We start from the raw sequence: 14,368 nt of genomic DNA, 5'->3' as shown, positions 1-14,368 counted from the left end.
TTAATGCTGTGGATAGCACCCGGTAAAAAAATACATCGCATCCACATTCTTAACTATAACCTAACGTTTCAGTTGCATCCTCATCTTTTTGCTCTTCTGACTGGGAAGCTTGAAATAAACCCTGACGATTCTCGCCCAACTTCATTCTTTTAGGCGAAGACGATTCTACTTGCATGCTTGGAGTCTGATTTTTATCTTGTTCAGGCTTATCTTGCTCGGCTTTACCTTGCAGGCAGGCAAATTCTCTCTTTTTCCCAGTGGTTTTTGCCTGCTGCCTTGGTTCATGCGTAGCAAAGACAGGCAAGCTATTCGCTTGTTGGAAAGCATGTGACAGACTAGTGGCTTCTTCGCTTGATAAAACATGATACTTAAGTAACACGCTTAAAATGTCTGCCAATTTTTTTTGATCAATGGGGGCTTTAAATTGCAAATGATAATGTGGATCAGAAAGTGGAAACGAATCTTGGTGATAATCAGCATGGTTAGGATCGGCTCGTTCCACGTAACGAATGACGCCAAGCTCATTTTCTTCTTCTTCATCATTAGCAAGCGCCACATCATCAAATTCTGAATGTAGGCAGTCAACTTCATTCCAAACTTTTTCCCCTGTATCCAGCTCAAATAATTCCAGACTCGTGTTGCCATTTTTTGTTGGATATACCGTAAGGGTATCGTTGAAAATGCTGAGGTTGACTTTTTTACAAAGGTGAGTAAAAGCTTTCATCATTTCGCCATATATTTTATAAAGTAGCCATAATAAACAGCAAAGATTAAGGCTTTATTAACTGTGGGTGGGATTGAATCCGTAGTGGTAACCCGACTAACGCTGCCATGCGAGCGGGTTACCGGCAAACTTACCGGATTAATCGAAACATGGGAATAATGACCGGGATAATGCCAAAAGATTGCAGTATGTACAAAATAATAACGATGATGACTACAATGTTTAATAAGCTTTTTATCGCACCTGCCATGGGAACAAACACATTAATCAACCATAGCACCAATCCAAACACAATAATATTGGCCAACAGGTTCAAAAGTTCATTCATGCTCATAAAAAATCCCTATTTTAGTTAATAGCCTGCACCTATAACCAAAAGCCAAAGACTTCTGGTTAATCCTTCATCCTAGAGAATTGGCTACATACGCCAGCCGGCTCTCCTTAGATTCATCCAGTACATTTTCTTCCAGACGAAACGCACGGTGCAGCGCCCGCACTCCTTCATCCAGAGACGTCTCATCGATCACCACGGAAATTTTAATTTCAGAAGTTGCAATTAATTGCACATTAATGCCATGCGCGGCCAACGTTTTAAACATAATGGGAGCAACTTCCGGGTGACTCTTAAGGCCCGCGCCCACTAAGGATAGCTTAGCCAGCTGTTCTAATCCCACCACATCTTTTGCTGCCATTTCCTTGGCGATTTTTTGCAATAACTGGAGCGTTTGTTTATATTCATCCCGATGCACCGTGAAGGTGAAATCGGTCTTGCCATTCGAGGAATGTTGCAAAATCATGTCTACGTTTACGCCTATGGTGCTGATTTCGCCTAAAATTGCGGAAGCAAGGCCTTGCGTATCCGGCACACCCAACACGGAAATTTTTGCTTCATTACGACTAAACGCAATGCCGGTGACGGAAAAGGATTCCATGTGTTGATCCTGACGATACGTGATCAAAGTCCCCGGGCCTTCTTTTGCTGACGATAAAACCCGCAATGGAATGTTATATTTCCCGGCAAATTCTACGGAGCGGATTTGTAATACTTTAGCGCCTAGACTGGATAGTTCCAACATTTCTTCAAACGTAATTTGATCCAGGCGTTTAGCTTCTGGAACCACACGTGGATCCGTTGTGTATACACCATCCACATCCGTGTAGATTTGGCATTCGTCCGCTTTTAAGGCAGCAGCGATTGCCACCGCTGTAGTATCGGAGCCGCCACGACCAAGCGTGGTTATATTCCCATGTTTATCAACTCCCTGGAAACCGGCGATTACCACCACTCGCCCTTGTTTTAAATCTTCTACAATGGGGCGAGTATCAATACCCTGAATCCGGGCTTTTTTAAATTGACTGCAAGTTTGTATGCGCGCTTGTCCACCGGTATAAGAGCGCGCCGCTATGCCACGGTTAATAAGCGCCATAGCCATCAAAGTCATGGAAACTTGCTCGCCGGTAGCCACCAAAGCGGCATATTCTCTGGGATCAGGACTTTCACTCATCTGATGCGCGAGCCCGATTAATTTATCAGTTTCACCGCTCATGGCAGAGACAACAACCACTACGTCATGCCCTGCATGCTTTGCTTTGGCAACAATATCTGCGGCATGGTTGATATGAGCCAAGGTAGCAACCGATGTGCCTCCAAATTTCTGCACTAATAGTGCCATTTTAGCCGCCTCATTAAACAGGGTTTATCTTTTGTATCGGCATATTGGCCGATAAGTTGAGACTTATCCATAAAAAATTAATTAACTGTATTTTCCACAATCAAATCAGGAATGCGTGCAAGCTTAGCATCAAGATCAGCCGGGAGAGACCCGCCGCCTTGTGCCATATCTTCACGCCCTCCCCCCTTACCGCATAAATGCCGTACGAAAGCTGTGGCAGGCGGGACTTGCCCCAAAATATCTTTGCTTATACCTGCAATGACATTTAACTTGCCTTGCTCTGCAGTAAATAACACAATCACTGCCTGGTTAAGCCTGGACTTTAGCTGATCGAGTGTCGTTCTCAAAGTTTGGTTGTCGGCATTATCCAATTTTTTGACCAACAAATTAATGTGACCTATGGTCTTAACTTCGGCAAGCAAAGCCTCGCTGGATTGGGTAACCAATTTTGCCTGCAAACGCTCCAATTCTTTTTCTTTTTGCCTTATTTCCTGCAAGAATTGCGCTAGTTTTTCGGAAATCGTTGCAGGTGTTGCTTTTAATTTATCTGCAACGTCGTTCAAGACGTCCAATTGCTCATTAATCCAGGCCAATGCATGCGCACCGGTGACCAGTTCAATGCGGCGCACGCCGCTGGCAATTCCATACTCGCTGGTAATTTTAAATAACCCGATATCACCGGTTTGTCGAGCGTGGGTACCGCCACAAAGCTCTTTAGAAAAACCACCCATGGTTAATACGCGTACTACATCCGTGTATTTTTCACCAAATAAAGCGATTGCACCGGCTTCTTTGGCAGCCTCAATATCCATCAACTCGGTAACCACGGGTAAATTGGCACGTATTTTGTCATTAACCAATGCTTCCAGTTGCCGCAATTCCACTTGCGTCAACGCCTCGAAATGGGAAAAATCAAAACGTGCCCTTTCTGCATCCACCAGAGAACCTTTTTGTTGCACGTGCGTACCGACAATAATTTTTAATGCGGCATGCAACAAATGAGTTGCCGTATGGTTTAAGCGTATGGCTTCACGCCGCGCTATATCAATTTGCGCTGTCACATGCTGATTGACTGCTAATTCACCGGACGCCACTTCGCCATAATGAACAATGGCTTGGCCGATACGCTGCGTATCATCTACGCGAAATACTGACTGGTTACCCAGTAATTGCCCGCGATCACCCACCTGCCCACCGCTTTCGGCGTAAAAAGGTGTTTTATTCAAAATGACAGCCGCCTTCATCCCTGTGGTCAATTTCTCGACTTTGGCGCCATCCACCAATAATGCAAGCACTTCACTTTGCAGACTGTTTTCTTCATAGCCATGAAAGGTGGACGCTTCTTGTAACTGCACGGTGCCTGAATAATCAGCCTGAAATTGACTTGCAGATTGAGATTGTTCGCGCTGTTGCTGCATGCATTGCTCGAAACTCTGCATGTCTACTTGCAAACCTTGCTCCCGAGCAATATCTGCTGTTAAATCGACGGGAAAACCATAGGTATCGTAGAGCTTAAATGCCGCATCCCCTGGTATTAACCCCCCTTTCAGGTTTTTGATTTGTTCTTGTAAAAGGTTTAACCCTTGTTGCAACGTGCGGGCAAACTGATTTTCTTCTTGTTCCAAAATTCGCGTAATCAATTGTTTTTGCGCGCCTAATTCAGGATAAGCATCCCCCATAATTTCGATGAGCGGCGTAATTAATTTACAGAAGAAAGGCGTTGGTAACCCTAATTTATTACCATGGCGGACAGCACGCCGGATAATTCGGCGCAATACATACCCGCGACCTTCATTACTGGGCAGCACGCCGTCTGCAATTAGAAAAGAACAGGCACGGATGTGATCGGCAATCACTTTCAAGGAAGGGTGTTCAAGATTTATCTCATATTGAGCATAAGAGGCAATTGCTTTAATCAAATATTGAAAACTGTCTATTTCATAATTGCTATGCACACCTTGCACCACTGCTGCAATACGTTCCAGCCCCATACCCGTGTCTACAGAAGGTTTGGGTAAAGGGTGCAGCTTCCCGGCTTTATCACGATTAAACTGCATAAACACCAGATTCCAGATTTCAATGTAGCGATCGCCGTCAGCTTCTGCGCTTCCCGGCGGGCCGCCAGCAATTTCCGGGCCATGATCATAGAAAATTTCCGTACAAGGCCCGCACGGCCCTGTATCACCCATCGACCAAAAATTATCTTTTTCCCCGCAACGGGAAAAACGCGCTGGGGAAACACCTATTTCTTTAAGCCAAATATCCGCAGCTTCATCATCTTCTTCGAAAACCGTAACCCACAGGCGTTCAACAGGCAATTTCAATATTTGGGTTAGAAACTCCCAGGCATACTTAATGGCATCGCGTTTAAAGTAATCGCCAAAGCTAAAATTTCCAAGCATTTCAAAAAATGTATGGTGACGCGCTGTATAACCCACGTTTTCCAGATCATTATGCTTGCCCCCGGCACGCACACAGCGCTGCACGCTGGCTGCCCTTTTGTACGACCGTGCTTCCATCCCGAGAAAAGTATCTTTAAATTGCACCATCCCCGCATTGGTGAATAATAAAGTGGGATCGTTTGCAGGCACCAGCGAGCTTGAACTCACTATCTGATGGTTGTGTTTTGCAAAATAGTTAAGGAATGCTTCTCTAATTTCAGAACTTTTCATGTTTAATACTTCAGTGAAAGGTTATTAAATTCTCAATTATCATCCGCAAATCATGCAAATGCATCAAATTATTGCTCATGCTGTGCAAATTCATCATTAAATACTTTAGCGATGATATGGGAGGGAAAGCCACGATAAAATAAAAACTGTTTTTGTTTCTGCAATTGTGCAAAAGATAATTCCGACTTCTCTTTGTATTTTTTCTGATGCACTGCCAAGGCGTAGGAAAGCCAATTCTCATCCTCTTGCTGCAGGGTTTCCTCTATCAAGTCAGCATTAACTTGCTGACTCAGTAATTCTTGCCTGATCCGCAAAGGCCCATATCCCTGGGCAATGCGGGTACGGCACACACTTGCAGCATAACGTTCGTCGCTTTGCAAGCCAAGGTGTTGGCACTTGACCAGCGTAGCTTCAATTTGAGCTGCATCATAGCCTTTTTGTGCCAATTTAAATTCGAGCTCGTGTGCGCCATATTCGCGTTTCGCAAGCAGGCGAATAGCGTGAGAAAACGGTTTATTCATCCGCTAATTCAACGGGCTCAACAACCGGTGCAGGCTTTTTAGCTAAAAAAGCGGCGCGGATTTGTTGCTCCAACGGCGCAGCAACTTGTGGATTATCTTTCAGATACTGGCGTACGTTTTCTTTACCTTGGCCGATTTTTTCTTGTTTGTAGCTATACCAGGCACCAGCTTTTTCAATCAAGCCTAATTCCGTTGCCAAATTGATGATTTCACTCTCGCGCGAAATTCCTTCGTTATACAAAATGTCAAATTCAGCCTTCTTAAACGGCGGCGCCACTTTGTTTTTAACTACTTTCACTTGAGTTTCGTTGCCTAAAATTTCCTCACCCTTCTTAATAGCCCCGGTGCGCCGGATATCCAATCGTACGGACGCATAAAATTTAAGTGCGTTACCGCCGGTTGTTGTTTCAGGATTGCCAAACATTACCCCGATTTTCATACGAATTTGGTTAATGAAAATGACCAGTGTGTTTGAGCGTTTGATATTGGCTGTCAATTTGCGTAAAGCTTGCGACATCAGACGCGCTTGCAAGCCGACATGCGCATCACCCATCTCCCCTTCGATCTCGGCTTTTGGCGTTAGTGCCGCTACCGAGTCAATAATAATAACATCCACCGCAGCAGAGCGTACCAGCATATCGGTAATTTCAAGCGCTTGCTCGCCTGTATCGGGCTGCGAAATTAATAATTCATCCACTTTGACGCCGAGTTTTTCAGCATAACTTGGGTCCAGTGCATGCTCTGCATCGATGAATGCGGCTGTGCCGCCATTTTTTTGACATTCTGCAATAACTTGCAGGGTAAGCGTGGTTTTTCCGGAAGATTCAGGCCCGTAAATTTCAACAATACGCCCTTTTGGCAAACCGCCGATTCCTAAAGCGATGTCTAAACCCAATGAGCCGGTTGAGATGGCTTCGATATCGCGCATGTCAGTGCCTTCGCCCATACGCATGACAGAGCCTTTACCAAATTGACGTTCAATTTGTGCGAGCGCGGCATTAAGTGCTTTTTGTTTATTTTCTTCCATAACTCACCCTAGAAAATGCAAAGGAAAAATTATCCCATAGATATGTGCGGGCAGCAAATTGTTGTTCAGGCAAAACAAGGCAATGTAGTATCACAACCAAGAACACTGCCTATGATTTCTTTATGAAAGCAAGCTCTTGGCCCCAATTAATTGTTCGCTGTTTTTTTCCTTTAATGTTTTCTGGGCAAACATACTCATCGACGGCAGTAAACCCATGGCTTCTTCACCAATTGATGGCGTCTCAAGCGTAACTTGCCTCGTGGCTTTTTCTCTGTTGCGCAAATACAAAGCCACCGCAGTATGCTCTTTGCTAACCGCTCTCTTATACGCAGAACGCAGCGCAGCCTGGCTTGGCTGCAAATCAAGATTACAAAGGTAATCCACGACCATGAGCACCCCATGCCTTGCCGCCACTTGCAAAGCAATATCCAATGTTTTTTGGGTAAGATATTCTTTGCCCTTTGCGAGTTTAACCGTACACAAATACTCAACAACGTGCAAATGGCCAAGTTTTATGGCGGATTCCAGCCCTGCGTCCAGTATGCTGACTGGTAAAGCAGTTGGCAAATTGCAAAGTTGCCGCACGCTGTCCGTAAAACCCAAGTTAACAGCTTTTAAGAATGCTTTCTGCAAACAGTTTTTAGAAAGAGTCTCCGTCGCACCATACAAGAATTGGATAATGTTGGGTTTGTTTTTTGCAACCGCAGCCTGCAATAGCATCTCGATGGAATGCTGGAAAAAGTTATTCTTGGGGATGCTCTCCATAATGTAGGCAGCAATTGCAAAATTTTCCTTTGTCAATGCTTGTCCTACTCCTTCCAGCATTAACGTCGGTGAGATGAGTGACTGATTTAAGCCGCAGAAAAAATTGATTAAAGGAATATTTGCTTGCTCTACAGCCAAGCGGAAAGCACGTTCGATCATGCGTCCCAATTTTTTATCTTGATGCTGAATGCCTAATTTACAAAATAATTCAATACTGGCTGGGCGGTTTTGCTGTATAGCCAAATCGAGGAACTGCCTGATTACATCACAATCAAATTGTTCCGCATTGGTTGTGACCAGATAATGGATGACATTCCAAGGCGTTATTTCCCATGGGATAAAATGCACCGCTTCCCGGCAAATTTCTTTTATGAGTGCGCGTGTGATTTGCAAAGGCTGCTTTTCTGCCAGAAAAATGAATAATCCCGCATTATCATTCCTAAGGACGCGGGCCAATATACCCTCTTGGCCATATTTGCGGTGCAGCCAATTATAATTTTTATATTTTTCTGCAAGCATCCCAATTATTTTATTGCGACAATTTTCCTCATCAATAGCACATAAACTCTCAATTAAAGCATACTCATATTCATTGACTTCAGTAGGATTTAAAATGCAATCAACTCCCAAAGATACCATGAAATCTTCTATGTTAAATTGCTCACCTTGCTGCTTAAATAAAAGCTTGCCAATATAACCCTGCAAATTATATTTATCGTGTGGAAAACCGGAATCAAAATAAACGATTTCTTTTAATGCATTTAACTTTCTACTTGCATGCAACCATGCGTCTTCAATCGCATAATAATGACTTATTGTAAATGGGAAACAGGCAATTTGCTTAAGAACTTCAAAATGAAAAGATGCCTCATATTGCCCACATTTTTTTACCAAAATCCTTTCTTTATGTTTAAATTTCCTTAAATTTTTAAGCAAATAAGAATCTTCTGAAAACTGCGGGTTATCAGCAATCTTATCTATAATATTTTCATAAATAGAAATTGCAACCTCCTTCTTCTTATCACGAAAAGCTAAAAATAAAGACATCAGTTGCGGGATTTTATCAAACAGGCTTGCTTCTTGCTGATCCAGATAATTTAACACTCCTTCAATCTTTATAGAGCTTATTTTTTCATATAAATCACCCTTATAAGGCAGTAAATGCAACACCGACCAATGCTTGCCATCGAGCAAGCCATTCAAAGTACCTACACTAATAAGCGCAGATAATTTTTCAATAAGCTTTGGATTTTTTTCAGCAGCTGTCATATCAATAAATCGGGATAAATCTTTAAGCGGCAGGCTATTTAAAGCAGCTGCCAGTTGCTCGAACCAAGCTTCTTGCGCCGTGAATTTCAAGGCGGCACTCAAGAATGGCTGAGCAAATACCGTGTATAGATCCTTAAAATTATCTGCATCACTAGTAAAATCATAACTATCTTCACGGTCGATTTCGCATGATTCCTCTGCTTCTTGCAAGACTCCAGTAAGTGTATATGCTTCCAAGCCGCGTGCAGAGCAGGATATTCTAGCCGCTTTTTCACAAAGCGCATGCGCCTGTGGAAATTGTGCCATGAGAGCATAGAGTTCGATGATTGGACTTTCTGGCGCATGCAGGGAAAATAAATGATAACCAATAAAATCATGCAATAAACCAGCCTTTAATATCCTTTCAACTGCAACGCCTTGCTGTAAAAGCCACAGTAAAAGAGCAGCAAATTCCTCAGGGGTCCCCAAAAACTGTCTGCATAACGGAATGATACCTAAAGGATTTTTTTGATGTGTAAATTGTACGGTGAAGTAGGATAAATTATGCTCAACAATGGCCGTTGAAATGGCTGATCTAACATCAGAGTTCAAATGTTCTTTTTCGCTAAGATAATAAGATAACGTTTCTTCTCTATTTTCTTGCATAGCAAGAGAAATCAATTGTTTCATTTTTTCAATATCGTATGCCCTCTTTACTTGCTGCTGAGAAGCAATGGCATATTGGAAAGCCAGCAAAGCTGCGGAGCAACCATCTTTAACCGCTAATTTATTTTCACAGAAATTTAAGAAATCCAAAAACTCCTTCTGCATAGACAAATTTTTTTGAGATTCAGCATTTACATTATCATTGCTGGAGTATTTTGAAGACCAAAAGCTGGCAAGTAATTTTCTGTTTTTTAATGAAAAGCCGTCTAACTCATTTTTTAGTGTAGAAAGATACACGATTTGACTGCTTATTGGGTGGTGATTAGCATCATCATTTAGCCAGGAAAATAGTTCGTTAAGCATGGTGTAGCTCACTGTTTAATCCCTGATGTTTCATTATGGGAGTACGCGGGGAAAAACGTCAATAAAATTTGGTATCGTTATTAAAATTTATTTTTTATTTAACAATTTTTTGCACAAAATAAATATGATTTTTAGTTAAAATTATTGAAAAATAATAAATTATATTTTTTAAGAGAAAAATTATAGGCATGACAGGACAAAGTGTTAATAAAACTCAATTTGTAATTTTTTTTACTTTATTGCGCAGCATTTAGAAATGGCTTTGCCTGCAAATAGCAAAAATTTGCTTTTAGAATGATTGGAAAAATTTTCAATCTTGACTTTACCACCCCCCACGCTTAGCATTCTTTCATTATTTTTTTGAGGGTACACCATGGGGATGCACCATTTGCGAATGCTGGTGGGCGATGATCTGGATGCAGTCAATACGCTGATTTTTGAAAAAATTCAATCTGAGATTAGTTTAATTGATGATTTGGCCAATCATATTGTGAAAAGCGGCGGTAAACGCCTGCGCCCCTTGTTGGTTCTTCTAGCCAGCCGCGCCTGCGACTACTCAGGCGAACACCATATCCGCCTGGCTGCGATGATTGAATTCTTCCATACCGCAACCCTTCTTCACGATGACGTAATCGACGAATCCACTCTGCGGCGTGGACAGGAAACAGCGAATGAAATATGGGGAAGCAAGGCAAGTATTTTGGTGGGTGACTATTTACTTACCCAATATATGGAATTAATGCTGGATGTAGGGGATTTAACCATTATGCGCCTGCTCACTGACATTGCGCATCAAATTGGTTGCGGTGAGATAAAGCAATTGCTGAATCGCAATAATCCCGCTTTAACCGAAGAAGAATATTTTGACGTCATCCGCTCGAAAACTTCCCTGTTGTTTGCAGCATCTGCAAGCCTTGGAGCCTTGGTGAGCAAGGCAAATGCCACAGTGAATGACGGGCTTTATCAGTATGGTTTGCATTTGGGTAATGCTTTTCAGTTGATTGACGACGCTCTGGATTATTGCTCAGATGCCAAAACGTTGGGTAAGAATATCGGTGATGACCTAGCCGATGGCAAAGCGACCCTGCCCTTGCTGCATGTACTCAAACATGGCAATCAAGAGCAACAAGAGCAAGTGAAAAAAAGCTTAAAGGAAGGTACCCTGGAATATTTGCCTGAAATTCAAAAAGCCATTACCGCCACCAAAGCGATTGATTATACTCGGCAGGTAGCGGCGTCCGAAGTAGATAAAGCCATTTCAGCCTTGCAAATCCTACCGGATTCAGTGTATAAAGACGCGCTTGTTGATTTGGCAAAATATGCCACTGAACGGGATCATTAGTTTTAAAACGGAGTGTAGCTCAGACTGGTAGAGCACTGCCTTCGGGAGGCAGGGGTCGCAAGTTCGATTCTTGTCACTCCGACCATATAAATAAAGGGTTATAAACATTTTTACAAAACCAAAATTCAATTATAGGGTGCACACAGGGTGCAAATTGAATGTGTTTTATTGAAAAAAAATATATCTGGATATCATGTGTAAGATATTAAAATCAATCTACATTAGTTTAATGTTGATAGTTTCCCCTCAGATAAAAGCAGCCTCAGATACATGCCATCCCAAAATAAACCCAAGATTACCTCAATATATAACTGGTTATGGAAGTTTGATTGATGAGCAATCTAAAAAGACTACAGACTCAAAAGCTTATGAAAACATCCCTGTTTTAATTAAAGGCTTTAAAAGGAGTTGGTGTGCACACGGTAATTTGCCAGGATTCAATGCAACTTTTTTGTCTTTAAATGAAAACAAAAAAGGGACTTTTAATGGCGTAATTTATAGAGTCAGTGATCCCAAAGAAATAGAGCTATATGACACTAGAGAAACTGTTTATTGTAGGAAAGAGTTAAGCGCCGAACAAATTAAAATATATACAAAAAATATTCCTGAAAAAATACAGGTATGGATTTACTATCCAAAATCAACACAGAACGATCAACCTAGCCGTGAGTTTCCCATTACACAATCATATGTTGATATTTTTATTAGAGGTTGCATTAAAATTGAAGAAAAATTTAATATAAAAGATTTTGCTAAAGAATGTATATTAACTACGGATAACTGGCCTGAACACCACTGGGTCAATGATAGAATTTATCCTAGACGCCCTTCAGCATATGAGCCTTATGCACGTAAGATAGATGATCTATTAAAAGAACATTTACCTAAGCAATTTAAAAATATAACAATTGAATAAATTGTAGGGTTAGCGCAAAAGCATTATTGCGCTAACTCAATCAGTAGATACTTTAACGCACTAACCAAATTTTCTGTGCTGTTCCAGCCATGAATCAAGGTCATCCTTCAAATAGCGTATTGATCGTCCGATTTTAATATATTTAGGGCCTGGAGTTCTATTTGCTAAAGTTCCATTTACCCTGTCTTGAGAAAGAAAAGAACGGCTCATGCATATATAATTAGCAGCTTCAGCTTCTTTAAAGACTCTCTTCTCCACAATAAATACCTCCGTATATTTTGGTGTAACATCATAAAACAACACCAATATATACCAAGTATAAGTATTTATCAATTAATTTATACGCGATTTACGTATTCATTAACAGCAGTGATAACAGCTTCAACTTCAAAAGTTCGGCGAGTGGCTGTAAATCTCCCCTTAAATCGATTCATCCCATCCCCTCTCATTTTTGGCGCGTGTTCCTCAAAATAATTTTGCAAATCCTCGGCACTTTCAAGTTGATATTGAACAGTTAAATGTTTTTGATTATCAGAGCTATCACCATCCATTGATTGGTGCATCACTGTAGCATTCAAAAAACCGGGAAATTTAAGCATTTCAAGAATATGCTCGTCTAACCAATCCTTATAATCTCTATATATTTCATTATCAATAGATAGATTCACTTCATATACAACCATGTTTACTCCCTCACAAAACGTAATACAACCAAGGTTAATATCGCACAAGTACTAATAACAATTCCCGGATTCATAAAACTTTTATGGCTTAATATAACATAGGGCATTAAACCACCAAAAATTGATAGGCTGGTATTATAAGATATTGCTAAAGCCTTACCTCGATGAATGGCGGGAAACAAAGAAACCATAAATGCAGGCAAAGCCGAATTATATAATGATTGAATCAAAGCCAGTAATATCAAACTACAAAATATAACGACATAGTTAAAATGGCTAATATGGTCAAAACATACATAGGAAAATAAAAGGTACAATGCTGAAGCAACAGTAATTTGCTTAGTAATACCTACCCGATCGGCCAAAGAACCAAACAGGGGCAAACAGATGAAATAGACTGACAAAGCAATCAACGTCACCCATACAGATTTATGGTGAGTCTGATTTTGAATCACTAAAGATAAAAGAGTTGGCATATAAACAAAGGTCATATAGAAAGCAGAAGCAGATAAACTTGCAGTTACAAAACAAATAACCAGCTCCTTTCTATATTTTTTTACCAAAGATGAAAAATGTTTAGTATCATTCGTCTTCTGCGCAAATGGCTCCTTAATAAACCTTCTAATCTGGTAGAGTGCCAGCCAAATAATAGCACTAATTAAAAATGGTATACGCCAGCCATATTGAATCATCTGCTCATATGGTAAAAGGTTTAGTAATATAAAAACCGATAAATTTGCTAGCAACAGTCCAAGAATTCCGCCCATAAATGCCATACTGCCAGAAAATGCCGGGCGATCTTTCCCTTGTTCAACAGCAAATATTAAACCATTAGAAAACTCCCCTGAGATTGATAGCCCCTGAATAATCCGGCAACTAAATAATGCTATCCATAAATCAATGCCAGGTAGGCTGGTGGGCAATAAACCAATAACCGCTGTGGAAACGGTCATCAACAAAGTAGTAACTGACAGTACCTGCTTTCGACCATAACTATCAGACAGATACCCAAAAACCATTCCAGAAAAAGGTTTCACTACATAGCTTACTACATAAGCCAAAATGGTAAAATTAATCGCTGAACTTTGTGAATTGGATGAGAAAAATACGGAAGACAACACAGGAATAAGAAAAGCAAAGATACTTAAATCGAAAACTTCAATAGCAGTACTAATAAAAACGGATATCCTAGCCAGATTTGTCATTTACATTCACTTCATTGTGTCGTACATTATTTTAGCATTAAATAGATTTAAGCTGTACCTCTAAGGATTTGTTATGATACATGATGTACCCAAAAGGATTTTCCTTCCCTTCGATGAAAAACAAGAACTTCTTTTCAACAAACAATTACGGCCCCTAAATGCATTAGGGTGTGATTATTTCTATTATCTAGTCTCAGATCAAACTTCAAAAAGCAAATCCTACCGATTCTGCACCCATGAAGATTGGATGGCTTTCTATTATGAAGAAAAATTAATCGAAAATGATCCATTAAAAAGAATTGTAGAAAAGTCAAACATTTCAGTACTCCCATGGAATCAAGCCAGTTTTATGAATAAGCATGAAAAACAAACCATGTCTGGCCGATCCGCTTTTGGGCTTTACAATGGTGTCTCGATTGTTAGTAAATTCAATAACAAAAATTACATATTTGTATTGGCAACTGAACATAGAGATCATGACTTAGCAAGGTATTTGCTATTGGAAAAAAATTATGAATTAAAGAAATTAATGCATGGGTGTATAACCTCTTTAGAAGGATGAC

Annotated in this window: 12 protein-coding genes and 1 tRNA gene; 4 read left to right on the top strand and 9 right to left on the bottom strand. The window is 40.7% G+C overall.

The genetic code is table 11. The features are described from left to right. Positions 1-49: 49 nt before the first annotated feature. The 7 genes from ELY11_RS02310 to ELY11_RS02280 form a co-directional block, all read right to left on the bottom strand. On the bottom strand, positions 50-727 hold the full coding sequence (locus ELY11_RS02310; protein WP_148110501.1) for a hypothetical protein: 678 nt from the start codon (positions 725-727) through the stop codon (positions 50-52). A gap of 127 nt (positions 728-854) precedes the next feature. Then, positions 855-1,052 carry a Thivi_2564 family membrane protein gene (locus ELY11_RS02305; RefSeq protein WP_126953126.1) on the bottom strand — a complete coding sequence of 66 codons (198 nt, stop codon included), beginning with the start codon at positions 1,050-1,052 and terminating at the stop codon, positions 855-857. A gap of 73 nt (positions 1,053-1,125) precedes the next feature. Beyond that, complete coding sequence (locus ELY11_RS02300) at positions 1,126-2,397, bottom strand: aspartate kinase (protein ID WP_126953016.1); 1,272 nt, start codon at positions 2,395-2,397, stop codon at positions 1,126-1,128. A gap of 77 nt (positions 2,398-2,474) precedes the next feature. After that, on the bottom strand, positions 2,475-5,069 hold the full coding sequence (gene alaS, locus ELY11_RS02295) for an alanine--tRNA ligase (RefSeq protein ID WP_127032441.1): 2,595 nt from the start codon (positions 5,067-5,069) through the stop codon (positions 2,475-2,477). A gap of 68 nt (positions 5,070-5,137) precedes the next feature. Further along, positions 5,138-5,590: a recombination regulator RecX gene (recX, locus tag ELY11_RS02290; RefSeq protein WP_126953014.1), complete on the bottom strand. Its 453-nt coding sequence runs from the start codon at positions 5,588-5,590 to the stop codon at positions 5,138-5,140. Then, positions 5,583-6,617: a recombinase RecA gene (recA, locus tag ELY11_RS02285; protein ID WP_127032440.1), complete on the bottom strand. Its 1,035-nt coding sequence runs from the start codon at positions 6,615-6,617 to the stop codon at positions 5,583-5,585. Before recA ends, recX begins: the two co-directional genes overlap by 8 nt. A 120-nt stretch (positions 6,618-6,737) precedes the next feature. Next, entirely contained in the window at positions 6,738-9,659 is a 2,922-nt protein-coding gene (locus tag ELY11_RS02280) for a hypothetical protein (RefSeq protein ID WP_158615161.1), read from the bottom strand. 373 nt (positions 9,660-10,032) lie between these two features. On the opposite strand from ELY11_RS02280, the gene ELY11_RS02275 reads away from it, so the two are divergent. The 3 genes from ELY11_RS02275 to ELY11_RS02265 all read left to right on the top strand — a co-directional run bounded on the left by ELY11_RS02275 (position 10,033) and on the right by ELY11_RS02265 (position 11,917). Continuing rightward, positions 10,033-11,001 (top strand): polyprenyl synthetase family protein, encoded by a 969-nt coding sequence (locus ELY11_RS02275; RefSeq protein WP_126953011.1) that lies wholly within the window; start codon positions 10,033-10,035, stop codon positions 10,999-11,001. A gap of 8 nt (positions 11,002-11,009) precedes the next feature. After that, positions 11,010-11,086: transfer RNA gene (locus tag ELY11_RS02270), tRNA-Pro, on the top strand. A gap of 108 nt (positions 11,087-11,194) precedes the next feature. Beyond that, positions 11,195-11,917 (top strand): gamma-glutamylcyclotransferase family protein, encoded by a 723-nt coding sequence (locus ELY11_RS02265; protein ID WP_127032438.1) that lies wholly within the window; start codon positions 11,195-11,197, stop codon positions 11,915-11,917. Between the two features lie 338 nt (positions 11,918-12,255). Here ELY11_RS02265 and ELY11_RS02255 read toward each other — a convergent pair whose 3' ends face one another. Then, complete coding sequence (locus ELY11_RS02255; RefSeq protein WP_011945714.1) at positions 12,256-12,600, bottom strand: DUF4286 family protein; 345 nt, start codon at positions 12,598-12,600, stop codon at positions 12,256-12,258. A gap of 2 nt (positions 12,601-12,602) precedes the next feature. Beyond that, positions 12,603-13,805 (bottom strand): MFS transporter, encoded by a 1,203-nt coding sequence (locus tag ELY11_RS02250; protein ID WP_127032437.1) that lies wholly within the window; start codon positions 13,803-13,805, stop codon positions 12,603-12,605. 73 nt (positions 13,806-13,878) lie between these two features. Here ELY11_RS02250 and ELY11_RS02245 point away from each other — a divergent pair, with 73 nt between their 5' ends. Further along, a complete protein-coding gene (locus ELY11_RS02245) occupies positions 13,879-14,367 on the top strand; it encodes an autoinducer binding domain-containing protein (protein ID WP_127032436.1) in 489 nt (162 codons plus the stop codon). The last annotated feature ends 1 nt before the right edge of the window (position 14,368 follow it).

Source organism: Legionella septentrionalis (assembly GCF_003989745.1).
Lineage (GTDB): Bacteria > Pseudomonadota > Gammaproteobacteria > Legionellales > Legionellaceae > Legionella_A > Legionella_A septentrionalis.
The sequence above is the reverse complement of the archived record's forward strand: the minus strand, read 5'-3'. Positions and strand labels throughout refer to the sequence as shown.

Bases quoted from the DNA above. Each gene is read 5' to 3' on its own strand.
- recA (WP_127032440.1), bottom strand. From the start codon at position 6,617: ATGGAAGAAAATAAACAAAAAGCACTTAATGCCGCGCTCGCACAAATT.
- ELY11_RS02250 (WP_127032437.1), bottom strand. From the start codon at position 13,805: ATGACAAATCTGGCTAGGATATCCGTTTTTATTAGTACTGCTATTGAA.
- ELY11_RS02300 (WP_126953016.1), bottom strand. From the start codon at position 2,397: ATGGCACTATTAGTGCAGAAATTTGGAGGCACATCGGTTGCTACCTTG.
- alaS (WP_127032441.1), bottom strand. From the start codon at position 5,069: ATGAAAAGTTCTGAAATTAGAGAAGCATTCCTTAACTATTTTGCAAAA.
- ELY11_RS02265 (WP_127032438.1), top strand. From the start codon at position 11,195: ATGTGTAAGATATTAAAATCAATCTACATTAGTTTAATGTTGATAGTT.
- ELY11_RS02255 (WP_011945714.1), bottom strand. From the start codon at position 12,600: ATGGTTGTATATGAAGTGAATCTATCTATTGATAATGAAATATATAGA.
- ELY11_RS02280 (WP_158615161.1), bottom strand. From the start codon at position 9,659: ATGCTTAACGAACTATTTTCCTGGCTAAATGATGATGCTAATCACCAC.
- recX (WP_126953014.1), bottom strand. From the start codon at position 5,590: ATGAATAAACCGTTTTCTCACGCTATTCGCCTGCTTGCGAAACGCGAA.
- ELY11_RS02310 (WP_148110501.1), bottom strand. From the start codon at position 727: ATGATGAAAGCTTTTACTCACCTTTGTAAAAAAGTCAACCTCAGCATT.
- ELY11_RS02275 (WP_126953011.1), top strand. From the start codon at position 10,033: ATGGGGATGCACCATTTGCGAATGCTGGTGGGCGATGATCTGGATGCA.
- ELY11_RS02305 (WP_126953126.1), bottom strand. From the start codon at position 1,052: ATGAATGAACTTTTGAACCTGTTGGCCAATATTATTGTGTTTGGATTG.
- ELY11_RS02245 (WP_127032436.1), top strand. From the start codon at position 13,879: ATGATACATGATGTACCCAAAAGGATTTTCCTTCCCTTCGATGAAAAA.